General features: G+C 75.9%; 27 protein-coding genes. 10 read left to right on the top strand and 17 right to left on the bottom strand.

All coding sequences use genetic code 11. From position 1 onward, the window contains the following. The first annotated feature begins 132 nt into the window (after positions 1 to 132). Positions 133 to 1,164, top strand: a complete 1,032-nt coding sequence (gene mgrA / locus BM165_RS17250) for an L-glyceraldehyde 3-phosphate reductase (protein WP_075014763.1) — start codon at positions 133 to 135, stop codon at positions 1,162 to 1,164. 50 nt (positions 1,165 to 1,214) lie between these two features. On the opposite strand, the gene BM165_RS17245 is transcribed toward mgrA, so the two are convergent. The 3 genes from BM165_RS17245 to BM165_RS17235 all read right to left on the bottom strand — a co-directional run bounded on the left by BM165_RS17245 (position 1,215) and on the right by BM165_RS17235 (position 2,741). Continuing rightward, positions 1,215 to 1,655, bottom strand: coding sequence for a hypothetical protein (locus tag BM165_RS17245; protein ID WP_075014762.1), 441 nt, complete (start codon positions 1,653 to 1,655; stop codon positions 1,215 to 1,217). Next, positions 1,652 to 1,909 carry a hypothetical protein gene (locus BM165_RS17240; protein WP_244274296.1) on the bottom strand — a complete coding sequence of 86 codons (258 nt, stop codon included), beginning with the start codon at positions 1,907 to 1,909 and terminating at the stop codon, positions 1,652 to 1,654. Before BM165_RS17240 ends, BM165_RS17245 begins: the two co-directional genes overlap by 4 nt. 82 nt (positions 1,910 to 1,991) lie before the next feature. Then, on the bottom strand, positions 1,992 to 2,741 hold the full coding sequence (locus tag BM165_RS17235; RefSeq protein WP_075014761.1) for a GAP family protein: 750 nt from the start codon (positions 2,739 to 2,741) through the stop codon (positions 1,992 to 1,994). 116 nt (positions 2,742 to 2,857) lie between these two features. Between BM165_RS17235 and BM165_RS17230 the strand changes: the two genes are divergently transcribed. The 3 genes from BM165_RS17230 to BM165_RS17220 are packed head-to-tail and all read left to right on the top strand — an operon-like array spanning position 2,858 to position 5,367. Continuing rightward, positions 2,858 to 4,117 carry a sensor histidine kinase gene (locus BM165_RS17230; protein WP_083427447.1) on the top strand — a complete coding sequence of 420 codons (1,260 nt, stop codon included), beginning with the start codon at positions 2,858 to 2,860 and terminating at the stop codon, positions 4,115 to 4,117. After that, positions 4,114 to 4,797, top strand: a complete 684-nt coding sequence (locus tag BM165_RS17225; RefSeq protein WP_075014760.1) for a response regulator — start codon at positions 4,114 to 4,116, stop codon at positions 4,795 to 4,797. Before BM165_RS17230 ends, BM165_RS17225 begins: the two co-directional genes overlap by 4 nt. A 9-nt stretch (positions 4,798 to 4,806) precedes the next feature. Further along, positions 4,807 to 5,367, top strand: coding sequence for a putative glycolipid-binding domain-containing protein (locus tag BM165_RS17220; RefSeq protein ID WP_083427446.1), 561 nt, complete (start codon positions 4,807 to 4,809; stop codon positions 5,365 to 5,367). A gap of 50 nt (positions 5,368 to 5,417) precedes the next feature. Here the strand turns inward: BM165_RS17220 and BM165_RS17215 are convergent, their stop codons facing one another. Then, entirely contained in the window at positions 5,418 to 5,927 is a 510-nt protein-coding gene (locus BM165_RS17215; protein WP_244274295.1) for a MarR family winged helix-turn-helix transcriptional regulator, read from the bottom strand. A gap of 84 nt (positions 5,928 to 6,011) precedes the next feature. Between BM165_RS17215 and BM165_RS17210 the strand changes: the two genes are divergently transcribed. Then, positions 6,012 to 6,737, top strand: a complete 726-nt coding sequence (locus BM165_RS17210; RefSeq protein ID WP_075014758.1) for a GTP cyclohydrolase II — start codon at positions 6,012 to 6,014, stop codon at positions 6,735 to 6,737. 2 nt (positions 6,738 to 6,739) lie between these two features. Further along, positions 6,740 to 7,618, top strand: a complete 879-nt coding sequence (locus tag BM165_RS17205) for a dioxygenase family protein (RefSeq protein WP_075014757.1) — start codon at positions 6,740 to 6,742, stop codon at positions 7,616 to 7,618. 65 nt (positions 7,619 to 7,683) lie between these two features. Here BM165_RS17205 and BM165_RS17200 read toward each other — a convergent pair whose 3' ends face one another. Genes BM165_RS17200 through BM165_RS17170 form a run of 7 tightly spaced genes read right to left on the bottom strand, consistent with a single transcriptional unit; the run spans position 7,684 to position 14,145 of the window. Further along, the gene (locus BM165_RS17200; RefSeq protein WP_244274306.1) at positions 7,684 to 8,079 is read right to left on the bottom strand and encodes a VOC family protein; all 396 of its coding nucleotides are present in this window, start codon (positions 8,077 to 8,079) and stop codon (positions 7,684 to 7,686) included. A 2-nt stretch (positions 8,080 to 8,081) separates the two neighbouring features. After that, on the bottom strand, positions 8,082 to 9,269 hold the full coding sequence (locus BM165_RS17195) for an alpha/beta hydrolase family protein (RefSeq protein WP_075014755.1): 1,188 nt from the start codon (positions 9,267 to 9,269) through the stop codon (positions 8,082 to 8,084). Between the two features lie 12 nt (positions 9,270 to 9,281). Next, a complete protein-coding gene (locus tag BM165_RS17190) occupies positions 9,282 to 10,031 on the bottom strand; it encodes an SDR family NAD(P)-dependent oxidoreductase (RefSeq protein ID WP_075014754.1) in 750 nt (249 codons plus the stop codon). After that, positions 10,028 to 11,011, bottom strand: a complete 984-nt coding sequence (locus BM165_RS17185; RefSeq protein ID WP_075014753.1) for a fumarylacetoacetate hydrolase family protein — start codon at positions 11,009 to 11,011, stop codon at positions 10,028 to 10,030. The genes BM165_RS17190 and BM165_RS17185 overlap by 4 nt, the downstream gene beginning before the upstream one ends. Then, positions 11,011 to 11,949, bottom strand: coding sequence for a VOC family protein (locus tag BM165_RS17180; RefSeq protein WP_075014752.1), 939 nt, complete (start codon positions 11,947 to 11,949; stop codon positions 11,011 to 11,013). Before BM165_RS17180 ends, BM165_RS17185 begins: the two co-directional genes overlap by 1 nt. Before the next feature lie 43 nt (positions 11,950 to 11,992). Further along, a complete protein-coding gene (locus BM165_RS17175) occupies positions 11,993 to 13,123 on the bottom strand; it encodes an FAD-dependent monooxygenase (RefSeq protein WP_075014751.1) in 1,131 nt (376 codons plus the stop codon). Positions 13,124 to 13,134: 11 nt separating this feature from the next. Next, positions 13,135 to 14,145, bottom strand: coding sequence for a cyclase family protein (locus tag BM165_RS17170; RefSeq protein ID WP_244274294.1), 1,011 nt, complete (start codon positions 14,143 to 14,145; stop codon positions 13,135 to 13,137). A 122-nt stretch (positions 14,146 to 14,267) separates the two neighbouring features. Between BM165_RS17170 and BM165_RS17165 the strand changes: the two genes are divergently transcribed. After that, positions 14,268 to 15,230: a LysR family transcriptional regulator gene (locus tag BM165_RS17165; RefSeq protein WP_075014750.1), complete on the top strand. Its 963-nt coding sequence runs from the start codon at positions 14,268 to 14,270 to the stop codon at positions 15,228 to 15,230. Between the two features lie 85 nt (positions 15,231 to 15,315). Then, entirely contained in the window at positions 15,316 to 16,536 is a 1,221-nt protein-coding gene (locus BM165_RS17160; RefSeq protein WP_143108204.1) for an MFS transporter, read from the top strand. A 60-nt stretch (positions 16,537 to 16,596) separates the two neighbouring features. Here BM165_RS17160 and BM165_RS24885 read toward each other — a convergent pair whose 3' ends face one another. From BM165_RS24885 to BM165_RS17150, 3 genes are all read right to left on the bottom strand, one after another. Next, positions 16,597 to 16,752, bottom strand: coding sequence for a hypothetical protein (locus BM165_RS24885; RefSeq protein WP_177225235.1), 156 nt, complete (start codon positions 16,750 to 16,752; stop codon positions 16,597 to 16,599). Positions 16,753 to 16,851: 99 nt separating this feature from the next. Continuing rightward, complete coding sequence (locus BM165_RS17155; protein ID WP_075014749.1) at positions 16,852 to 17,313, bottom strand: arsenate reductase/protein-tyrosine-phosphatase family protein; 462 nt, start codon at positions 17,311 to 17,313, stop codon at positions 16,852 to 16,854. Between the two features lie 155 nt (positions 17,314 to 17,468). Continuing rightward, the gene (locus BM165_RS17150) at positions 17,469 to 17,726 is read right to left on the bottom strand and encodes a UBP-type zinc finger domain-containing protein (protein ID WP_075014748.1); all 258 of its coding nucleotides are present in this window, start codon (positions 17,724 to 17,726) and stop codon (positions 17,469 to 17,471) included. A gap of 124 nt (positions 17,727 to 17,850) precedes the next feature. Here BM165_RS17150 and BM165_RS26115 point away from each other — a divergent pair, with 124 nt between their 5' ends. Continuing rightward, entirely contained in the window at positions 17,851 to 18,798 is a 948-nt protein-coding gene (locus tag BM165_RS26115) for a hypothetical protein (RefSeq protein WP_075014747.1), read from the top strand. Between the two features lie 94 nt (positions 18,799 to 18,892). On the opposite strand, the gene BM165_RS17140 is transcribed toward BM165_RS26115, so the two are convergent. After that, positions 18,893 to 19,333, bottom strand: a complete 441-nt coding sequence (locus BM165_RS17140) for a VOC family protein (protein WP_208976784.1) — start codon at positions 19,331 to 19,333, stop codon at positions 18,893 to 18,895. A 204-nt stretch (positions 19,334 to 19,537) separates the two neighbouring features. After that, positions 19,538 to 20,047: a DinB family protein gene (locus tag BM165_RS17135; RefSeq protein ID WP_075014746.1), complete on the bottom strand. Its 510-nt coding sequence runs from the start codon at positions 20,045 to 20,047 to the stop codon at positions 19,538 to 19,540. 93 nt (positions 20,048 to 20,140) lie between these two features. Between BM165_RS17135 and BM165_RS17130 the strand changes: the two genes are divergently transcribed. Continuing rightward, entirely contained in the window at positions 20,141 to 21,106 is a 966-nt protein-coding gene (locus BM165_RS17130) for a helix-turn-helix transcriptional regulator (RefSeq protein WP_075014745.1), read from the top strand. 22 nt (positions 21,107 to 21,128) lie between these two features. On the opposite strand, the gene BM165_RS24880 is transcribed toward BM165_RS17130, so the two are convergent. Then, a partial coding sequence (locus tag BM165_RS24880; RefSeq protein ID WP_177225234.1) for a DUF6777 domain-containing protein occupies positions 21,129 to 22,289 on the bottom strand: 1,161 nt, incomplete at its 5' end.

The following is a 22,289-nucleotide window of genomic DNA, read 5'->3' as shown; positions in this document are numbered from 1 at the left end:
GCCGACGGCCCCGCCACCTGAACCCCGCTGACGACTCCCATGCCCACCCCTGTCCCGACCGGTGCCGTTCCGTACCGGAGGCCAGCATGACCACCCGCCTCGCGTCGACCGGGCCGGGGGCAGGATCGGCGCATGACCTACGCCGCAGCCGAGGACCGCTACGACTCGATGACCTACCGCCGCACCGGCCGCAGCGGCACGGACCTGCCGGCGATCAGCCTCGGGCTGTGGCACAACTTCGGTGACGACGTCCCGTTCGAGCGGCAGCGGGCGATCCTGCGGCGGGCGTTCGACCTGGGCATCACGCACTTCGACCTGGCCAACAACTACGGCCCGCCCTACGGCAGCGCCGAGACCAACTTCGGCCGGCACCTGCGCGACGACCTCCGCCCCTACCGCGACGAGCTCGTGCTCTCGACCAAGGCCGGCTACGACATGTGGCCCGGCCCGTACGGCCAGGGCGGCGGCGGGCGCAAGTACGTCCTGGCCAGCCTCGACCAGTCGCTGCGCCGGATGGGGCTGGAGTACGTCGACGTCTTCTACTCCCACCGTCCCGACCCGACGACGCCGCTGGAGGAGACGATGGGCGCGCTGGACACCGCCGTCCGGTCGGGGCGGGCCCTCTACGCCGGCATCTCCAGCTACTCGCCGCAGGACACCGCGCGCGCCGCGGCGATCCTCGCCGACCTGGGCACGCCGCTGTTCATCCACCAGCCCAGCTACTCGATGCTCAACCGCTGGATCGAGACCGAGGGCCTGCTCGACACCCTGGAGGAGGTGGGCGCCGGCTGCATCGCGTTCTCCCCGCTGGCCCAGGGCATGCTCACCGACCGCTACCTCGACGGGATCCCCGAGGGCTCGCGGGCCAGCCAGGGCAAGTCGCTGTCGACCGACCTGCTCGACGACGCCACGCTCGCCCACGTGCGGGCGCTGAACGGGATGGCGCAGGAGCGGGGGCAGTCGCTGGCGCAGATGGCGCTGGCGTGGGGGCTGCGCGACCCCCGGGTGACCAGCGTGCTCATCGGGGCCAGCAGCGTCGCGCAGCTGGAGCAGAACGTCGCCGCGCTCGACCGGCTGGAGTTCTCCGACGACGAGCTCACCCGCATCGACCAGCACGCCGTCGATGCCGGCATCGACCTGTGGCAGGAGGCCCGCACCGCCTGAGCCCGCACCGGCCGCCGTCCCCGGACAGGGGATGGCGGCCGGTGCGCGGATCAGCGCCGGCGGCGCCGGGCCAGGACGGCGAGCGCGACGAGAAGCAGCCCGGCGGCCACGGGCGCGGCGCCGCCGGTGTGCAGCGCGCCGGCCGGGTGCAGCCGTGCACGCCGGGTACCCAGGAGGGCCGACCCCGCCCCCGAGTCGACGTCGGCCCCCAGGCTCAGCACCCGGCCGGCCGGCCCCTCCAGCCGCGCCGTCAGGCCGTGCTCGGCCAGCGTGTCGGCCACCCGGGCCAGCTCGGCGCGGCCGGGCGGGCCCTGGGTGGCCGCTCCGCCGGCGAGGCGGACGGCGCTGAACAGCCGCCGGACGTCGGTCGACCGCACCGCGATCTCCGACCCCGACGCCTCCACCCGCACCGGGACGCCGTCGACCTCCAGGCGGAGGTCGCCGGTCACCTCGAGGGCGCGCGCGGGGAAGAGGCCGTCCCCGGGCGTCATCCCCGGCTGGCGTTCTCGGCGGTGGTGATGCGCAGGGTCCCGTTCAGCTTCCAGGTGGCGCGCGGCGCCTGCGGCCCGGTCTCGCGGGGCACCTCGACGGTCATGTCGACGAACTCGTAGTTGATCGCCGCGCCCTTGCCCGTGAGGTAGGACCACATCTCCTTGCCGAGGTCGGCGAAGCTGGTCGTCTCGTGGGACTTGATGTCGCGCTGGCCGGTGGCGGCGTCGCGGGTCGTCGTGTCGGGGATCGTCACGGGGGTCTCCTCTGCTCGGTGGTGTACCACTCGATCGGCCCCTACCCGTGAGCCGCGGCGGCACACCCGATGGAGAGTCCGGTCAGGAGCCTCCTCCTCCGCCGATCCCCTCGACCAGCGCGGTCAGCGCGGGCAGCCGCCCGACGGCGTCCCGGGCGAGCAGGAAGCCGACGATGCCGACCACCCAGGCCGTGGTCTCGGCGCCGCTGCGCTCCAGCCACGCGCCGACCCGGGCGAGCAGCGGCTGCACCCACCGGGCGGCCCCCAGCCGCAGCCCGAGCAGCACCAGCGCCGGCAGCACCATCACCAGGCAGTAGCCGGCCAGCACCCCGCCCTGCGCCACCGCGCCGAGGTCCGAGGCGCTGAGCAGCCAGACGGCGGCCAGGTAGGGCAGCATCGTGGCGACCTCGAGCAGCCCGGCGCCGAGGGCGAGCCCGACGAGCACCCCGGTCCCGCCGCCGGCCCCGTCCTCCCCGGCGCCCATCGCGCGGTCGCGCCAGCGCAGCACCCGGCCGGGCCGGCGGTCGCCGTCGCGCCCGCGGCCCGTCACGAAGGCGAGGACGAACAGCGCCGCCCCGAGGAGGAGCTGGAGCACGGCCAGGGCGGGGGAGTCGGCCAGCTCGGCGGCGCGGTCGCGCAGCGCCTGGGCGCCGGCGAGCAGCGCCAGCCCGACCAGCAGGTAGAAGCCGGCGATCGTGCCGAGGAAGACCAGCAGCCGCCGGGCCTGCACCCGGCCCGGCACGAGCAGGAACCACGCCGGCAGCAGCAGCGTGCCGACGCTGGTGCTGTCGACCAGGGCGAGGGGGACGAGGGCGAGCAGTTCGGGGTCCACGGTCCGACCCTCGCCGTCGCGGGGGCCGCCGTCGTCGGCCGGAGGAGGTGTCCCGGGCCTCCCGCATACCTCCTTTGACGGACGTCGGACGGCGGCGGCCGTGCTGGGATGCACGGGTGGCACTGCTCGCCCTCCTCCGGCACGTGTGGGTCACGCGGGTGCGCGGCACCGACCGCGCCCGCGACGTCAGCGACGCCGTCCTCACCGGGCTGGCCGGGCTGCTCCTGCTCGCCGCCGGGCTGGTGGGGATCTGGAGCGGCGCGCCAAGGGACTCCCCCTGGCTGCACGCGGTCCCGCTGGTCCTCGGCTGCCTGGTCATGCTCGGCAAGCGCCGGCGGCCGGTCGCCGCCCTGCTGGCCGGTGCCGCGCTCTTCGCCGTCGACGTCGCCCTGGGCGGCAGCCTCGGGATGCTGCTGGTGCTGTTCGACCTCGTCTACGGCGCGGCCCTGCTCGCCGGGTCGCGGGCGGTGCTGCGGCTGCGGGCCGCGTCCTGGGCGCTGGTGGTGCTGTCGCTGGTCCTGGGGTGGACGGCGACCGGCGACGTGCGGATCACCGTCCTGCTGGGCCTGCAGACGTTCGCGCTGGTCACCACGCCGCTGTGGTGGGGCCTGGCGGTGCGGCGCGAGCGGGAGCTGGCCGACCTCGCGCGGGCCCGGGCCGACGACCTGCGCGACCTCGCCGACCTGCGGGCGGCGGAGGCACGGGCCGAGGAGCGGGCGCAGATGGCGCGCGACCTGCACGACGCCGTCGCCGGCAACGTCTCGGCCGTCGCCCTGCACGCCGAGGCCGCGCTGGCCCGGCCACCGGCGCCGGGAGGGGGAGCCGACCGCGAGCGGGCGGCGCTGGAGGCCATCCGGGCGGCCGGCCTGACGTCGCTGGAGGAGATGCGCGCGCTGATCCTGCTGCTGCGTGCGGGCGACGGGCCGGTCGCGGCCGCGCCGCGGCTGGACCGCCTCGACGGGCTGGTGGCCGGCGCCCGCTCGGCCGGGCTGGCGGTCTCCCTCGACGCCGGACCGCTGCCGCCGCTGCCGGCCGCGGTCGAGCAGGCGGCCTACCGGCTGCTGCAGGAGGCCCTGACCAACGCGGTCAAGCACGCGCCCGGCGGCCGCGCGGAGGTCGCGGTGGACGTGACGGACGGGCGGCTGGTGCTCCGGGTCGACAGCGGCGACGGCCGGCCCGCCGGCGCGGTGCCGGGCGCCGGGCTGGGCCTGCTCACCATGCGGGAGCGCGCCGAGTCCCTCGGCGGGCGCTTCGCCGCCGGTTGGGCCGACGGGACGCGCTCGCGGTGGTCGGTCGCCGCGGAGCTGCCGGTCGCCGTGCCCGTCGAGCTGCCCGTCGAGCTGCCCGTCGAGCTGCCCGTCGAGGTGGCGCGGTGAGCGTGCGCGTCCTGCTCGCCGACGACCACCCGGCGGTGCGCAGCGGGCTGCGGCTGCTGCTGGAGGGCGACCCGGGCATCGAGGTGGTGGGCGAGGCCGCCGACGGTGCCGCGGCGATCCGCGCCGCGCGGGCGCTGCGCCCCGACGTCGTCCTCATGGACCTGCGGATGCCCGGCACCGACGGCATCGCCGCCACCCGCGGCGTCGTCGGCGCGCGGCTGGCCGAGGTGCTCGTCCTGACCACCTTCGACCTCGACGAGTACGTCTTCGGCGCGCTGCAGGCGGGAGCGGCGGGTTTCCTGCTCAAGTCCGCCGACGCCGCCACGCTCGTCGACGCCGTCCACCGCGTCGCCGGCGGCCAGGGCGTCGTCGCACCCGAGGTGACCCGCCGGCTGCTGGAGAGGTTCGTGACCGCCGCACCGCCAACGCAGCCACCGCCGCCCGAGCTCGCCGCGCTGACGCCGCGGGAGCTCGACGTCCTGGGCTGCCTCGGGCAGGGGATGGCCAACGCCGACGTCGCCGCGGCGCTGGTCATCACCGAGGCGACGGCGAAGACGCACGTCTCCCGCGTGCTCGCCAAGCTCGGGCTCACCAGCCGGGTGCAGGCGGCGGTCCTCGCGCGCTCCGCCGGGGTGCCCTCGCCCGTCGGCGGGTCCCGTCCCGTCGGTGGCGGCTCCTAGCCTGCCCGCATGCGGACCCGGGTGGTGGCGTGGCGGCGCACCGACGAGGACGCCGGGCACAGCCTGGCGCGCGTCGAGCGGCGCGCGGGCGGCTGGCTGTTCCACGGCACCGAGGTGCTGGCCGGCCCGCAGACCCTGCTCGCGTGCTCGTTCCGCGTGGAGGCCGACGACGGGTGGGCGACGCGGGCGGTCGAGGCGTCCGCGGTGTCCGCGGAGGGCGAGCGGCGGCTGCTGCTCACCGTCGACGCCGACCGCCGGTGGTCGCGCGACGGGGAGCCGGCGCCGGGGCTCGACGGCTGCGTCGACGTCGACGTCGCCGCCACCCCGCTGACCAACACCCTGCCCATCCGGCGGCTCGCATCGCTGGCGGTGGGGGAGGAGGCGACCACGCCCGTGGCGTGGGTCGACGTGCCGGCGCTCGGTGTGACGCGCATCGACCAGACCTACCGGCGACTGGGTCCCCGGCGGTGGCGGTACTCCGACGACGCGCACGGCGCGTTCGAGCTCACCGTCGACGACGACGGACTGGTCGTCGACTACACCGGCATGGCCACCCGCATCGCGGGCTGAGCGATCGGGTCGAGGTGGGCTGAGCGACCCCGTGGTCGAGGCCCGACGACTCAGCGGTCCCGGCAGGTGCCCGGGTCGTCGGCCAGTTGCCGGACGTAGAGGCGCCGGTCGGGGTCGAGCCGGGTCAGCAGGGCCTCGGCGATGGCGGAGAGCTGGCCGACCTGCTCGGGGGTGAGCGCGTCGAGGACGTGCTCGCGGACGGTGGCCACGTGCCCCGGCGCGGTCGCCCGCACCGTCGCCCAGCCGGAGTCGGTGAGCCGCGCGTTGGTGGCCCGCCCGTCGGCGGGGCAGGGCGCCCGCTCGACCAGCCCGCGCTCCTCGAGCCGGCGCACGACGTGCGACAGGCGGGGGAGCGTGGCGTTGGTGCGGGTGGCCAGCTCGGTCATGCGCAGGGTGCGGCGCGGCGCCTCGGACAGCATCGCGAGCACGAGGTAGTCGAAGTGGGTCAGGCCGGCGTCGCGGCGGAGCTGGCCGTCGAGGACGCCGGGGAGCAGCTCCACGACGGCGACCAGGCGCACCCAGGCCGTCATCTCCTCGTCGCTGAGCCACCGGGGTTCCACGACGACATCGTCCCCCCGTTCACTTGTGCCTTCAAGTTCCTGGGACTAGGGTCATGGTTGTAGAGACAACGAAACGGAGGCTCGATGACCCTCTCCCTCGGCGCGGACCTCGCGCCGGTCGCGGCCCCCACGGCGACGGTGCGCACCCGCGTGACCGTGCCGATGCGCTTCCCCGACGGGTACGCCACGACGGCCGACGTCACGACCTTCGACGGGCTGGCCGACGGCCGCGAGCACCTGCTGCTGGGCCTCGGCGACTGGCGCGGCGCGCTGGCCCGCTCGGCGGCCGGCGGCGAGGCGCCCCTGGTGCGGCCGCACAGCGAGTGCCTCACCGGCGACGTCCTCGGCTCGCAGCGGTGCGACTGCGGCCCGCAGCTGCGCGAGGCCGTCGAGCGGATCACCGACGCCGGCGGGTTCCTGCTCTACCTGCGCCAGGAGGGCCGGGGCATCGGCCTGTACGCCAAGCTCGACGCCTACGCCTTCCAGGACGCGGGGCTCGACACCTACGAGGCCAACCTCGCGCTGGGCCGCGACGAGGACGAGCGCGACTACACCGCCGCCGCGCAGATGCTGTCCGCCGTCGGCGCCGGCCGCGTGCGGCTGCTGAGCAACAACCCCGACAAGGCCGCCCAGCTCCAGCTGCTCGGCGTCGCCGTCACCGAGCGGGTCCCCACCGGCGTGCACCTGTCGGCCGCCAACGCCCGCTACCTGGCCGTCAAGCGCGACCACACCCAGCACACGCTCGACCTGGCCGACCTCGACCTGGCCGACGTCGACCTGGCCGACCTCGACCTCCCGCTGGCGGGCTAGCCGTGCACCCCACCGCCGCCGCCGACGCGCTCATCGACCCGCGGCACCCGTTCCGGGCGCACCTCAAGCACGTGGCCGCGCTGGGCGGCCACCGCGCGTGGACGCCGGACGACGGCCTGTTGCCGGCGCTCTACCTCAGCCACGGCGCCCCGCCCACGTTCGAGGACGCGGCGTGGATGCGGGAGCTGGCCGGCTGGGCCCGGGCGCTGCCCCGGCCGCGGGCCGTCCTCATCGTCAGCGCGCACTGGGAGTCCGACTCCCTCGGCATCACCAGCACCGCGCCGACGGAGCTCGTCTACGACTTCGGTGGCTTCGCGCCGATGTACGCCCGCATGCGCTACGACACCCCGGACGCGACCGCGCTGGCGCAGCAGCTGCGCGCCGTCCTGCCGGAGACCGCGCACGTGTTCGAGCACCGCGGCCGCGGGCTCGACCACGGCGCCTGGGTGCCGCTGAAGGTGATGTACCCGGAGGCCGACGTCCCGGTCCTGCAGCTGAGCCTGCCCACCCACGACACGACGACGCTGCTGGCCCTGGGCGAGCGCCTGCGGCCGCTGCGCGAGCAGGGCGTGCTCGTCGTCGGCTCGGGCTTCATGACCCACGGCCTGCCCTACCTGGACTGGAGCCGGCCCGACGTCGTCCCCGGCTGGTCGGCGGACTTCGACGCGTGGGCCGCCGACGCGCTCGACCGGGGCGACGTCGAGGAGCTGGCGCGGTTCCGGCTGCGTGCGCCCGGGCTGCGCTACGCCCACCCGACGGTCGAGCACTTCACGCCGCTGTTCGTCACGCTCGGCGCCGCGACCGACCCCACCGCCGGCGTGACCACCGCGGTCGACGGCTTCTTCGTCGGCCTGGCGAAGCGCTCGTTCCAGGTGGCCTGACCGCCCGTCGTCGACCCGCTGCCGTCTCCGCGCTCGGGAGACGGCAGCAGGTCGACGTCCGGCGCCTAGTTGACGACGTGCAGCTGGTCGATCCAGACGACCTCCCAGACGTTGCCGTCCGGGTCGGCGAAGCTGCCGGTGTAGCGGGCGTCCGCCTCCCGCGCGGGCAGCCCGGGCCGGCCACCGGCGGCGACCGCCCGCGCGACCCGGTCGTCGACGTCGGCGCGGCTGTCCGCGGTGAGGGTGTGGACCACGGTCGGCGCCTGCGCCGGGTCGCCGGCCTCCCCGGGCAGCAGCGCGGCGAAGCGCTCCCGGGTGTGCAGCGCCAGGACGAGCTCGTCGCCGAGGACGACCGCCGCCTCGCCCTCGTCGGAGGAGGTCTCCTCGACGCGGAAGCCGAGCGCCTCGTAGAAGGCCCGCGCCGCCGGGAGGTCGCGCACCGGCAGCTTGACGAACAGCATGCTCACGACGCCCGCCCGCGTCCGAGCTCGGCGAAGGTGTCGGCCACCCAGTCGGCGATGAACGTGCTCACGTACGGCAGGTGGTCCAGGCCGATGTGCTCGGTGGCGCCCTCCTCGGGCGTGAACACCCGCAGCTCCCGCTTGGGGGAGTGGACGGCCTGGTCGTAGGAGCGGTGGGCCATCTCCAGCGGGATCTGCCGGTCGTTCGCCCCGTGCGCGACCAGGAACGGCACGGTGATCCGCTCGACGACGCCCTCGAGGGTCACCTGGTCGGCGAAGTCGAGGAACGCGTCGAGGTGGTCCTCGTCGCCCTCCTGGCCCCACACCCACAGCACGTGCTCCCAGTAGTGCGGCACCGGGCGCTCGCCCTCGCGCTGGCGACGGCGGCGCTGCACCGCACCCCAGTCGTGGTTGGCGCCCCACGCCACGCACAGGGCCAAGCGCTCCTCGAACGCGGCGGCCCGCGGGGCGTAGTAGCCGCCCAGCGACCAGCCGACGATGCCGATCCGGGCGGCGTCGACGTCGTCGCGCTGCTCCAGCCAGTCGACGGCGGCGCCGGCCCACGCCTCGGTGTCGACCCGCGCGGTCAGCCCCTGCAGGCGCAGCGCCTCGCCGGTGCCGGGCTGGTCGAGCATCAGGCAGGAGATGCCGCGGGCGGCCAGCTCCTCCCAGTGGTTCGAGGCGTACATGTGCTCCTTGGTGGAGTCCAGCCCGTTGACCAGCACCATGACCGGCACGGGGCCGTCGTCGGCCGCCGGCGCCTGGGAGTAGTAGGCCGGCAGCGTGGTCCCCTCGTAGGGGATCTCCACCCGCGAGACCCGCGGGCTGTGCGTCTCGAACGCCTTCTGCGCGATCTCCAGCATCCGCCGGTAGGTCGGCACCCGGTTCGGGTCGGAGGAGGCGAGCATCCGCTCGGCCTGGGCGAGGTAGTTGCTGGCGCGGAACCACAGCTGCCCGGCGGTGCGGACGTGCCCCGCCTTCTCCGCCTCCTCCGCCTGGGCGACGAGCTGGTCGGTCAGCGCGGTCCAGGCGCGCAGGAACTCCGGCGTGCCGGCGTCCTCCCCGGCGTTCGCGGCGTCCTTGATCGGCCGGCAGGCGCGGTCGACCTCGTCGATCAGCCCGCCGGAGTTCAGCGTCGCGACGACGCCGAGGTTCCAGGTGTAGGGACCGGTGGGGAAGTACTCGAACACGGGTGGTTCCTCTCAGGCGGTGCGGACGGCGTCGCTGATGGACTTCACGCCGCCGTGGGCGGTCATCCCGCCGTCGACGGGGATCTCGGCGCCGGTGACGAAGGAGGCGCCGTCGGACAGCAGGAAGGCCACCAGGGGCGCCACCTCGTCGACGGTGCCGGTGCGGCCGAGCGGGGTCTCGGCGACGTTGGCGGCGCGGAACGCAGGCGCCGCCGAGGCGGTCATCGGCGTCTCGACGTAGCCGGGGTGCACGGTGTTGACCCGGATGCCGCGCGGGCCGAGCTCCAGGCACGCGGCCTTGGCCAGGCCGCGCAGCGCCCACTTCGATGCGGTGTAGGCGACGGGGAAGTGGCCGGTCAGCGCCGCCACCGAGCCGACGACGACGATCGAGCCGCCGCCGGTCATCAGCGGGGTGAGCGCCTGGATGCCGAGCAGCGTGCCGGTGACGTTGACCTCGGTGACCCGCGCGAGGTCGGCGGGGTCGAGGTCGGCCAGCCGTGCGCGCCAGGTGATCCCGGCGTTGGCGACGAGGCCGTGGACGGTGCCGTGCCCGCTCCTCAGGGCCTCCGCCAGCTCGGCCCAGCCGGCGGCGTCGGTGACGTCGAGCCGTCGGTAGGCCGCGCCGCCGAGGTCCTCGGCGGGCTCCGGCTGCACGTCGGTGGCCACCACGGTCGCGCCCTCGGCCGCCAGCAGCCGGGCCTCGGCCGCGCCCTGTCCCTGGGCCGCGCCGGTGACGACGACGACCTTCCCGGACAGGCTCACGCCGGGCGCTCGCGGGTGCGCGGCCGGGGCCGGGCGGCGCGCACCGGGGGCAGGTCGACGCCGGGCACCACGCGGTTGCGGATGGTGCCGATGCCCTCGACGGTCATCTCGACGACGTCGCCGGGGCGCAGCGGCGGCGGGGCGGCCTCGCCGCGGGTGCCCCACAGCTCGGCCAGGCAGCCGCCGTTGCCGCAGGTGCCCGAGCCCAGGACGTCCCCGGCCCGCACCTGCGTGCCGCGCGAGGCGTAGCCGACGAGCTCCTCGAACGGCCAGCCCATGTTGCTCAGCAGGTCCTGGCCGATCTCGGTGCCGTTGACGCTGACCCGCATGTCCAGGGCGAGGAACCCGTCGTCGTCCCGGAACGGCTCGAGCTCGTCGGCGGTGACCAGCCAGGGGCCGAGGGTGGTGGCGGAGTCCTTGCCTTTGGCCGGGCCGAGGTTGACCCGCATCTCGCGGGCCTGCAGGTCGCGGGCCGACCAGTCGTTGAGGACGGTGTAGCCGAAGACGTGCTCGCGCGCCTGCTCGGGCGTCAGCGAGGCGCCGTCGCGCCCGACCACCACGGCGACCTCGAGCTCGAAGTCGAAGCGCTGCGAGCCCGGGGGCACCGCGACGTCGTCGTGCGCGCCGACCAGCGCGTAGGGGTTGGTGAAGTAGAAGGTCGGCGCCTGGTACCACTCCTCGACCACGCCGGCGGCGCCGTCGATCGCCTTCCGCACGCCCTCGACGTGCTCCTCGAACGCGACGAAGTCGCGCACCGTCGGGGCCTGCAGCGGGGGCAGCAGCCGGACGTCGTCCAGCGGCACGGCGGGGCCGGCGAGGGCCGCCGCGCCGGCCTCCAGGGCGGCGGGCAGCCCCGCCCGGACGAGGTCGAGCACCGTCGTCCGGGCGGGGAGCGCGTGCAGCCCGGGGCTGCCGTCGGGCAGGTCGTTGACCACGCCGGCGGAGACGACCCCGCCGGCCTCCCAGGTGGCGAACCGCATCAGACCGGGGGAGCGACGAACAGACCCTTGTCGGGGTCGTTGAACGACTTCTTCGCGACGAACTCGTTCATCGCGTTGGCCGTGCCCCACTGGTCGGAGACCTCGGGGTCGCTGAAGTCGTAGAGGTGCGGGTGCCAGGTGTCCTCGTCGACGACCTCGAGCTCGGTCGTGTACTCGACGGTGTTGCCGTGCGGGTCGAGGAAGTAGGAGAACGTGTTGTTGCCGGCCATGTGGCGGCCCGGGCCCCAGATCTTCTCGACGCCGGCGCGCAGCAGCCGGCCGGTGCCGCGCATGTACTCGTCGATGCCCCGCATCTCGAAGCTGGCGTGGTGCAGCGAGGCGTGCGGGCCGCGGGCGACCGCCATGGAGTGGTGCCAGGCGTTGGTCCGCATGAACCACATCATGTTGCCCATCCGCGGGTGCATGAGCGTGTCCGACAGGGCGAAGGCCAGGTGCTTCTCGTAGAAGGCGACCGTGCCCTCCGGGTCGGCGGAGTTGACCACCACGTGCGACAGGCGCACCGGGATCGACTCGCCCTCCTCGACGGCCCGGTGCTGCCGCACCGCCACGTCCGAGCTGACCTCGATGGTGCGGCCCTCGTTGTCGAAGAACCGGAAGCCGTAGCCGCCGCCGGGGGTCTGCAGGTCGGTCGGCTCGTGCACCAGCTGCACGCCGTCGCGGGCCAGGTTCCCGGCCAGCGTGTCGACGTCGGCGCGGTCCTTGGCCCCGAAGCTGATGAGGTCGATCCGCTTGTCGCTGGACTCGCGCAGCCGGACGACGTACTGCTCCGGCGAGCCCTCGGCGGCCAGGAAGGCCAGTCCCGGGTCGGTGTGCTCGGTGCTCAGTCCCCAGGTGCCGGAGAAGAAGTCGAGCTGCTTGCCGAAGTCGGGCACGGCGAGGTCGACGTGCCGCAGGTGGGTGATCAGGCGCTGGGTCATGTGTCTCTCTCCGAGGAGGAGCCCTTATCGCGATAAAGGCTGGTCAGGCGGGCTGGGAGACGAGCTGGGCGACGGAGCGCATGAGCCCCGGGATGTCGCCGCGGACGTGGTCGAGCTGCCACTGGGCGAGCTGGTTGGAGGCCTCGACGACGGTGCGGGCGCGGTCGAAGCGGCGGGCGGTGAAGGCGTCCCAGAGGTCCTGGTCCAGCACCGGCCGGGTGAGCAGCAGGTCGGTCAGGGCGTAGGCGTCCTCGAGGGCCTGGGCGCCGCCCTGGGCGATCGTGGGCGGGCAGGTGTGCGCGGCGTCGCCGATCAGCACGACGCGGCCGCGGTTCCACGGTGCGGGCAGCACGTGCGTCTCGAACCAGGTGTAGTTCACCCGGGACGGGTCGGTGAGCGTCTCGCGGACGTCGTCCCACGGGCCGTGGTAGGCCTCGGCGAGGCGGCGCATCGTGGCCAGCTGCTCCTCGGGCGTCAGCGTGGAGCGGTCCTGGGCGGGCTCGACGATGTAGGCGTAGAGCGAGTCCTCGCCGGTGGGGCAGTAGCCGGCGATGAACGACGGCCCGCCGTAGTACAGGTCGGTGCGGGTCACGCTGGCCGGGCGGGGCCCGAACGCGCGCCAGATGCCCATGCCGATCGGCCGGGTCTCCAGCTCGATGCCCAGGGCGCGGCGGGTCCAGGAGCGCAGGCCGTCCGCGCCGACGACGAGGTCGTAGCGGCCGGTGGAGCCGTCGGCGAAGGCGACGTCGACGCCGGCCCCGTCCTGCCGCAGCTCGGTGTGCGTCGTCCCGAGGCGGACCTTCACGCCCACCTCGGCGGCCCGGTCGGTGAGGATCCGCGCCAGCTCGGGACGCGACATCCCCATGACGGCCGGCAGGTCGGGGCCGCCGGTGCGCGCGTCGGGGATCTCCGCGACGACGCTGCCGGCGGGGTCCGGCGCCCGGATGCCGGTGACGTCGAACGCGTACCCCGCGGCCGACGCCTGCTCCCAGACACCGAGGGTGCGCAGCTCGCGCAGCGCGTTGCCCTGGAGGGTGATGCCGGAGCCGAGCGCGGCCACCTCGGGCCTGATCTCGACCAGGTCGACGGCGACGCCGGCCTCGGCCAGGCGGATCGCGGTGGCGGCGCCGGCGAGGCCGGCCCCCACGACGAGGACGGTGCTGACGGCGGGCACGGGGGCCTCCCTCACTTGACGGCGATCGGGTTGACCGGGGCGCCGACGGCGCCGGTCACGGGCAGGGGGGCGGCGGCGAGGAAGAACTCCCAGACGCCGTCGGCGGCGCAGTCGGCGGCGAGGGCGTCGAGGTCCCACAGCTCGCCGAGGAACAGGCCGATGTGCGGGATGGCGACCTGGTGCAGCGGCTGGAAGGCGACGTCGAACTCGTTGGGCCGCACCTCGAAGCCCCAGGTGTCGGTGGCGATCCCGGCGATGTCGGTGGCGTGCAGCCAGTCGGCGCTGGTGAAGGACAGGCCCGGCGCGGGACCGCCGGCGTAGTCGCCCCAGCCGGTGCCGGCGGCCACCGAGCGGCGGGCGCGGGTGAGCTGGCCGGTGCGCACCAGCAGCAGGTCGCCGCGGCCGACCCGGGCCGTGTCGCCCTGCGCGGCGATGGTCGCCTCGAGGTGCGCGGGGGTGATGGCGAAGCCGTCGGGCAGCTCACCGTCGTCCCCGCGCGCGCGGCCGACGTCGAGGAGCACGCCGCGGCCGGCGATGCGGTCGGCGACGGTCTCGATGCCGGTGACGGCGTCGCCGAGGCTGGTCACGACGTCGCCCGCGCGGCGGCCGTTCCAGGCGTCGCCGTGGTCGAAGATGTGGCCGAGGCCGTCCCACTGGGTGGAGGCCTGCAGCGGCATGGCGATCACGTCGTCGGCGCCGCCGATGCCGTGCGGGAAGCCCTGCACGCCGCGCTCGGCGTCGGTGCCGGTGTCGAGCATCGTGTGCACCGGGTTGGTGCGGCGGCGCCAGCCCTTCTGCGGGCCGTCGGCGTCGAAGCGCTGCGACAGCGAGAAGCTCACCCCGCGGCGGACCAGCGCGGCACCCTCGCGCCGCTTGTCCTCGGTGAGGAGGTTGAGCGTGCCGAGCACGTCGTCGGCACCCCAGCGGCCCCAGTTCGAGCAGCGCTTTGCCGCGGCCGCGATCGCGCCCTCGGGGTCGGTGCGGTCGAGCTCGGCGGTGTCCAGGTAGGTGCGGTCGGGCACTCGGGTCCTCCTCGTGGTGACGCGGACCACCGTCCGGGGAAACGGCCCGCCGCGGAAGACGAGATGTCTGATGGGAGCCATAGACGGCGCCGATACCGCGCCGGGTCACTAGCGTCGCGCCCGTGAACCTCGCGAGCCTGGACCTCAACCTGCTCGTGTCCCTCGACGCACTGCTCGAGCAGCGCAGCGTCACCCGCGCCGCAGCGCGCATGGGGCTGTCCCAGCCGGCGCTGTCGGCGTCCCTGGCGCGGCTGCGCCGCCACTTCGGCGACGAGCTGCTCACCCGTGTCGGCAACGAGTACCGCCTCACGCCGCTGGCGGTGCAGCTGCGCGAGCTCGTGCGGGTGGCGCTCACCGGCGTCGAGCGGGTCTTCACCGCGCAGCCGGGCTTCGACCCGGCGTCGTCGACGCGGGAGTTCTCCCTGCTGGTCAGCGACTACGTGGTCGTCGTCCTCGGCGACACCATCGCCGAGCTGCTCGCCGAGGAGGCGCCGCACACCCGGCTGCGGCTGACCCCGCACTCACCGGCGATGGTCGACACCGCGCACCAGGTCCTGCTGTCGACCGACCTGCTGCTGCTGCCCCACGGATTCGTCGGCGACCTGTCCCACCGCGACCTCTACCGCGACGAGTGGGTGTGCGTGGTGGCCGCCGACAACCCCGTCGTCGACGACGGCCTGACCGTCGAGGACCTCGAGCGGCTGCCGTGGGTGGCCACCTACCACGGGCAGACGGCGTCGACGCCGGCCGCGCGGCAGATGCGCCAGCTCGGCATCGAGCCGCGCGTCCAGGTGGTCAACGAGAGCTTCCTGACCGTGCCGGTGCTGGTCGCCGGCAGCGACCGCATCGCACTGCTGCAGCGCCGGCTGGTCGACCTGCTGCCGCTCGGGTCGGGCATCCGGGCACTGCCCACCCCGTTCGAGGCCGGCCCGCTCGTGGAGGCCATGTGGTGGCACCCGGTCTACGACGACGACCCCGAGCACCGGTACCTGCGCGACGTCGTCTCGCGGGCCGCGGAGATGGCCGTCTCGCCCGGCGCCCGCGAGGGCATCGACCTGGGTGATACCGCACCCCGGGAGAAGTGATTTCCGCTCCGGCTCGTGGCTGCTGACACTTCCCGGCCAGTGACGCCGATCACCGGGACCGGCGCCCGTCCTCCGGAGTGTGCCCGTGTCAGTTCGCAGCGACGCCGTCCCGAGCGTCGAGGAGATCGCCGTCGACCCGGCGACCGGCCGCCCCGCCGGCAGGGCGCAGGCCCTCGTCCTGCTGTTCTCCAGCTGCCTGTCGGTGCTGGGCGCGGTGCTGCTCGCCCCGGTCCTCCCGCGCATCCAGGACGCCTTCGCCGGCACCCCCGGCGTGGAGACGCTGACCCCCGTGGTCCTGACGGCACCGGCCCTGGTCATCGGGCTGACGGCGGTGATCGCCGGCCGCATCGTCGACCGCGTCGGCCGCAAGCGGCTGCTGGTCGGGGCCCTCGTGGTTTACGCCTTCGCCGGCACCGCGCCGCTGTGGCTGGACTCCCTCCAGATGGTCGTCGCCAGCCGGGTCGTCGTCGGCCTCACCGAGGCGGCGATCATGACGTGCTGCACCACCCTGCTGGCCGACTACTTCTCCGGCGCGCAGCGGGAGCGTTACTTCGGCCTGCAGGTCGTGTTCACGACCGTCTCGGCCACGGTGTTCTTCGGCGTCGGCGGAGCGCTGGGCGCCCAGGACTGGCGGGCGCCGTTCTGGCTCTACGCGGTCAGCCTGCCGCTGGCCGCCCTGGCGGCGCGCTACGTCTGGCAGCCCGCGCCTCGGCTGGCGCGCGACGAGCGGCTCCCGCGCCTGCCGTGGGCGCAGCTCGCCGTCCCGGTCGGGGTGACCCTCGTCGGCGGCCTGGTGTTCTACGTCCTCATCGTCGAGCTGTCCTTCACGCTCGACGCGATCGGCGTGGAGTCCCCCGGCGCCATCGGCGCGATCAGCGCGATCGGCTCCCTCGGCACCGCGGTCGGGGCCTTCTCGTTCGGCCGCCTGGCCCGGCTCGGTCCGACGGTCACCGTGCCCGCCGCCTTCGCCCTCTCCGGCATCGGCCTGTTCGGCCTCGGGTTCGCCGACACCGTCCCGGCCGTCGTCGTCGCGGCCGTGGTCACCGGACTGGGCAACGGTCTGCTGCTGCCCGCGATGCTGTCCTGGGCGCTGGGCTCGCTGTCGTTCGAGCAGCGCGGACGCGCCACCGGGGTGTGGACCTCGGCGCTGTTCACCGGCCAGTTCGCCTGCCCACTGGTCGTCCTCGGGCTCACCGGCGTCCTCGGCGGGCTGGGCGCCGCGATCGCCCTCCTGGGCGCGGTGAGCGTCGCGGCCGCGGCCGGGGTGCGGCTGAGCCGGCCGGTGGCGGTGGCCACCAGGCACTGACCGTCCGCTCCCGGTGCCCCGGTCCGCACGCTGCGGGCCGGGGCGCCGCCGCGTCCGGGGTCAGCGGCGGATGCGCTCGCGCACCCCGAGGGCGCCGGTGACGAGGAGCAGCAGCAGGCCGACGACGGCGAGCCAGAACAGGCCCTCGACGACCCAGCCGACGACGGTCACGACGATCCAGACGGCGAGCAGCAGGCCGAGCAGACGCAGCAGCACGGGGACCTCCGGACGCCGGCGGGGTGGGCGTGCCCAGCCTAGGGCCGGGGGGCGGCCGCGCGGCCCGGATCGTCCCCGGGACCTGCGCACCCGGCTCGGTCAGCGGCTCTCCGGGTCCCGGCCGGTGAGGTCCTCGAACAGGCCGCGCACGCGGCGGTCGAGGTCGTCGCGCACCCCGCGCACGCCGTCGACGTCGGTGGCGCCCCGGTCGGCGACCGGCCAGTCGAGGTAGCGGGTGCCGGGCAGCACCGGGCAGCGCCGGGCGCCGCCGAGGCTGACGACGACGTCGGAGACGTGCAGCGCGTCGGCGGTCAGCGGCTTGGGGAAGCGGGCGGAGAGGTCGACGCCGAGCTCGGCCATCGCCGCGACGGCCGCCGGGTCGACCCGCGCGGCCGGCACCGACCCGGCCGACAGGGCGCGCACCCGGCCGCCCGCGCACCGGGTGAGCAGGGCGGCCGCCATCTGCGAGCCGCCGGCGTCGGACGCGCCGACGAAGAGGACCGTCGGCGGCCCGGTGGGGACCGGCGCGGCGCTGGGCTGAGAGGCGGGGGAGGGGACCATGGCTGAGTCCTCCGGCATCAGTTCGGGCGCCGGCCGGAGGTGCGCCGGCGGGTCGGGACGGGTGTCCGGACGGGGGACGGCGCCGTCCTCCGCCGCCCACCGTGCCACCGGGGCCGTGCGGGCGCACCCGCGCGGCCCTGGCTGGCACGGCCGCGTCAGACGACGGTCCGGTCGACGTAGCACCACCGCCAGTCCTCGCCCGGCTCCATCGACCGGATGACCGGGTGGGAGGTGCCGGTCGAGTGGGCGGTGGCGTGCCGGTTGGGCGAGGAGTCGCAGCAGGCCACGTGCCCGCACGACAGGCACATCCGCAGGTGCACCCACCGGGACCCGATCGCCAGGCAGTCGCTGCAGCCCGCGGTCGAGTCGGGGGCCACGTCCCGGACCTGGTCCAGGTGTCCGCACGTCGTCATCGGGTCTCCTCACGTCCGGTGCGGGCAGTGGACCACCCGCACACCGCGCAGGACAACGTCCTGCGGCCCGCCGGATCGTCCCGTGGCAGGGTCGGCGTCGGGCGCGGACCGGGAGGAGGCCCCCGTGGACCTCGACGAGGTCGCCGACGAGCTCTACGGCGTGGCGCCTGGCGACTTCGTCGCCGCCCGCACCGAGGCCGCCCGCCGGGCCCGCGCGGCCGGGGACCGGGCGCTGGCGCGGGAGGTCGCCGCACTCGGCAAGCCCTCGACGGCGGCCTGGGCCTGCAACGCGCTGGTGCGGGAGCACCCCGACGAGATCGCCGGGCTGGTCGAGCTCGGCGGGCTGATGCGCGAGGCGCAGGACAGCCTCGCCGGCGACCAGCTGCGCGCCCTCGGGACGCAGCGCTCGCGGCTGCTGGCCGCCCTGACCCGCCAGGCCCGGGCGGTGGCCGCACGGCTCGGGCACCCGCTCAGCGACGCCGTCGCCGACCAGGTCGAGCAGACGCTGCGGGCCGCGCTGGCCGACCCCGCGGCGGGGGAGGCGCTGCTGGCCGGCCGGCTGACCGGCGCGCTGTCGTCCACGGGCACCGGCCTGGGGTCGCGTCCCGACCTGCGTGTGGTGCCGCCGCCGGCCGGCCGGGCACCCGCCGCGCCCGCCGCGGGCGGGCGGGCGCGCGACCGCCGGACGGCCGAGGAGGAGCAGCGGCGGGCGGCGGAGGAGGAGCGGCGCCGGGCGGCGGAGGAGGAGCGGTGGCGCCGGGAGCTCACCGACGCCCGCGAGGACGCCGAGGCCGCAGCCGACCTGGCCGACGAGGCCGCGCGGTCGGCCCGGGCGGCGCGCGACCGGGCCGGCCGGGCGGCGCGACGGGCCGGTGAGCTCGCCGCCCGCACCGAGGAGCTCGCCGCCGAGCTCGCGCGCGTCCGCGAGGAGGCGGTGGCGGCCGAGGCCGAGGCCGGGACGGCCCAGCGGCGGGCGGGTGCGGCCGACCGGGCGGCGCAGCGGGCGGCGGCCGACCGCGACCGCGCCGCCGCCCGCGTGGCCGAGCTGGAGGCCGCCCCGCCCGGCGGTTAGGGCCGGTCCGGGCGGATCCCGTGCGCTCCTCCCGCGTCCCTGGCGGCTGGTTCCCAGCGGCCGACGGCCGGACGTGCGCGGTGCGGGGCCGGGGTCAGCCGAGCTGCTCGGCCAACGCGACGATGATCCCCGCCGGGCCGCGGACGTAGCAGAGCCGGTGGCTGTCCTGGTACTGCGCGACCTCTCCGACGAGTTCCGCGCCGTGGGCCCGCAGGCCGGCGACGGTGGCGTCGACGTCGTCGACGGCGAACATGACGCTGCGCAGGCCGAGGGTGTTGCCGAGTGCGTCCGCCGGCTCGGCGCGGACCGCCTCCGGGGAGTGGAACCTCGTCAGCTCCAGCCGGCCGTGGCCGTCCGGGGTGCGCATCATCGCGATGTCGACCCGGACGCCGTCGAGCCCGTTGACGCGGTCCACCCAGCGTCCCTCGATCGGCGCCTCGCCCTCCAGTTCCATGCCGAGCTCGACGAAGAACGCCTTCGCGGCCTCGAGGTCGTCGACGACGACGCTCACGTGGTCCATCCGCCGGATCGTCACGGTGGCTCTCCTCCGCCGTCGCGCGGCCCGTCGTGGCCACGGGTGTCCCGGGGACGCAGCCGGCACCGCATTCTCGACGACCCGGGACGTGCCGTGGCCCAGGGAGGAGCTCCGGGGACAACGGCGCCCGCGGACGGTGTGCGGAGGGGTGCACTCCCGGACCTGGGAAGTGCACCCGCGCGCACACCGTCCGGCCGCCGGTGGTCAGCCCATCGTCTTCTGGCCGTCGAGGGCCTCCCGCAGGATGTCGGCGTGGCCGGCGTGCTGCGCGGTCTCGGCGACGACGTGCAGGAACACCCGCCGGGCCGACCGGACGGCGCCGGGCTCGAACCAGGGGGCCTCGGGCAGCGGGTGCGAGGAGTCGAGGTCGACGGTGCGCACCAGCTCGTCGGTGCGGGCGGCCACGTCGGCGTAGAGCGCCAGGACGGTCTCCAGCGTCTCGCCCGGCCCGAGCACCCACTGCTGCGCCCACTCCTCCGGGGGTTGCTCCATGGCCGCGGTCCCGCGCACGGCGAAGTCGGCCCACGAGGCCTCGGTCATGGCGACGTGCTTGACGATGCCGGCCAGGGTCAGCTCGCTGACGGTGGTGCGCCGGGTGGCCTGCTCGGTGGTCAGGCCCGCCACGGTGTGGCGCAGGAACCACCGGTGGGTCGCCAGCGTCTCGAGCAGGTCGGCGCGCTCGCCGGTGAGGGTGGGGGCGGTGGCAGCGGTCACGGTGTCCTCCGGGTGGTCGTCGTCCGTCTGTGAGGACCATGCTCCCGGCCATTGAGGACAGATCCTGTCCGCTGTGTCGGGGAGGATGGGCCCGTGAGCGACCCCGGTGCCCGGACCCTGCGCCTGCTCTCCCTGCTGCAGGCCCGGCGGTACTGGTCGGGTGCCGACCTCGCCGGCCGCCTCGGCGTCTCGGTGCGCACGCTGCGCCGCGACGTCGACCGGCTGCGCGAGCTCGGGTACCCCGTCGACGCCTCGCGCGGGGTGGACGGCGGCTACACGCTGGCCCCGGGCGCCGCGCTGCCGCCGCTGGTCCTCGACGACGACGAGGCGGTCGCGCTGGCCGTCGGCCTGCAGGCGGCCGCCGCCGGTCCCGTCGCCGGTATGGCCGAGACGTCGGTGCGGGTGCTGGCCAAGCTGGTGCAGGTCATGCCGGTCCGGCTGCGCCGCCGCGTCGAGGCGCTGCGCGCGGTCACCGTCCCGGCGGGGGTCGCCCCACCGCCGGGGAGCGCCGACGCCGTCGATCCCGCCGTCCTCACCGCCGTGGCGCTGGCCTGCCGGGACACGGAGCGGATCGCCTTCGGCTACGCGCCGCCGGACCGGGAGCGGACCGAGCGCACGGTCGAGCCGCACCGGCTCGTGGCGCTGGGGCGCCGCTGGTACCTCGTCGGCTGGGACCTCGACCGCGGCGACTGGCGGGTGTTCCGGCTCGACCGGCTCGACGCCCCGCGCGGCACCGGTGCGGTGTTCGGGCCGCGCCGCTTCCCCGCCCGGGACGCCGCGGTCTACGTGCGCGAGCGGATCGGCGGCGCCTGGGGACGGCTGGTGGCCGAGGCGGTGGTGAGCGCACCCGCGCGTCAGGTGCGTGCCCGGATCGGGCCGTGGGCCACCGTGACCGACGACGGCCCCGGGCGCTGCCGGGTGCGGATCGAGGCCGACGACGTCGACTGGGCGGTGGCCGCCCTCGGCCTCACCGGTGCGGCCTTCACGGTGGTGTCCCCGCCGGAGGTCCGTGACCACCTGCGGGTGGTGGCCGACCGCTACGCCGCCGCCGCGCGCTGAGCGACGGGGGACCCGGCGCCGGTCACGAGGCGGGAGCCTCCTCGGTGGGTGGCTCCTCGGTGGGTGGCTCCTCGGTGGGTGGCTCCTCGGTGGGTGGCTCCTCGGTCTCGGTGGGTGACTCCTCGGCCGGCACGTCCTCGGTGGCCGGTGGCTCCGTGGCCGGTGGCTCCGTGGTCGGTGCCTCCTCGGCGGGCGGTTCCTCGGCCGGCACCTCCTCGGTGGCTGGTTCCTCGGCCGGCACCTCCTCGGCCGGAGCAGGTGCCTCCTCCGCCGGTGCCTCCTCCGCCGGTGCGTCCTCGGCGGGCCTGTCCTCGGCGGGTGTGTCCTCGACCGGCGCGGGTGGCTCCTCGGCCGGTGTCTCCCCGCTGCGAGGCCCCTCGGCCGGTGGCTCCTCGGCGGGCGCCTCCTCGCCCGGTGCCTCCTCGGCGGGGGCGCCGTCGTCCGTCCCGCCGGGCCGGCGGGAGGTGTCCCCGCCGCCGGACGGCGACGGAACGGGCGGGGTCGCCCCGGCGCCGGACGGGTCGGCAGGCGACGGGTCCGCGGACGTCGTCCCGCTCCCCGTCGCGGACGCCGGCAGGTCGCTGCCGAACGCGAGGGCCTGCTCGGCCAGGACGGCGTCGACGACACGGTCGGCCGCGCCGGCGGTGCGGGCGGGCCGGGCCTCGACCACCCCGCTCGCGTCGTCGACGAGGACGAACTCCGCCACCCGCGCCGCGCTGCGCTCCACGACGACCACCTGGTCCGGCGACGACCCGGGCCACGGGTCCCCCCGCAGGTCCGGGTCGGGGCGCTCGGCGGGCGGCTCCAGGGGGTTGCCGCAGATGCAGCGGACCTGCGGCACCCCGGACTCGTCGACCAGCACGGCGGTGCCGGCCTGCAGGACGGACTGGAAGGGCCTCGCCCGTCCGTCGGCGAAGCCGTGGTTGGTGACCGCGGTGTCGAACCGCAGCACCACCGGGGTCAGCGCCGCGAGGTGCTCGTCGATCCCGTCGGCCGGGATCCCCTCGACGTCGGCGAAGGCGGCAGCCCGGTCGGGGTGCTCGGCGAGGTAGGCGGCCATCCCCGCGGCGTCGCAGACCTCGGCGCCGGATCCGCCGTAGAGGCCGGGCCGGTCCCCGGCGACCGGGGACCCCGCGGCGCCGTCAGGTGCCCCGGTGCCCGAGTCCGCGTCGCCCGAGTCCGC

It is taken from the genome of Geodermatophilus obscurus (genome assembly GCF_900115395.1).
GTDB lineage: Bacteria > Actinomycetota > Actinomycetes > Mycobacteriales > Geodermatophilaceae > Geodermatophilus > Geodermatophilus obscurus_B.
This window is presented reverse-complemented; position numbering and strand designations above follow the sequence as displayed.

What these genes read in the sequence shown, in the direction of transcription:
- BM165_RS17210 (WP_075014758.1), top strand. Translation starts at nt 6,012, where the DNA reads ATGACCCTCTCCCTCGGCGCGGACCTCGCGCCGGTCGCGGCCCCCACG.
- mgrA (WP_075014763.1), top strand. Translation starts at nt 133, where the DNA reads ATGACCTACGCCGCAGCCGAGGACCGCTACGACTCGATGACCTACCGC.
- BM165_RS17220 (WP_083427446.1), top strand. Translation starts at nt 4,807, where the DNA reads ATGCGGACCCGGGTGGTGGCGTGGCGGCGCACCGACGAGGACGCCGGG.
- BM165_RS17245 (WP_075014762.1), bottom strand. Translation starts at nt 1,655, where the DNA reads ATGACGCCCGGGGACGGCCTCTTCCCCGCGCGCGCCCTCGAGGTGACC.
- BM165_RS17180 (WP_075014752.1), bottom strand. Translation starts at nt 11,949, where the DNA reads ATGACCCAGCGCCTGATCACCCACCTGCGGCACGTCGACCTCGCCGTG.
- BM165_RS17150 (WP_075014748.1), bottom strand. Translation starts at nt 17,726, where the DNA reads ATGACGACGTGCGGACACCTGGACCAGGTCCGGGACGTGGCCCCCGAC.
- BM165_RS17200 (WP_244274306.1), bottom strand. Translation starts at nt 8,079, where the DNA reads ATGCTGTTCGTCAAGCTGCCGGTGCGCGACCTCCCGGCGGCGCGGGCC.
- BM165_RS17185 (WP_075014753.1), bottom strand. Translation starts at nt 11,011, where the DNA reads ATGCGGTTCGCCACCTGGGAGGCCGGCGGGGTCGTCTCCGCCGGCGTG.
- BM165_RS17155 (WP_075014749.1), bottom strand. Translation starts at nt 17,313, where the DNA reads ATGGTCCCCTCCCCCGCCTCTCAGCCCAGCGCCGCGCCGGTCCCCACC.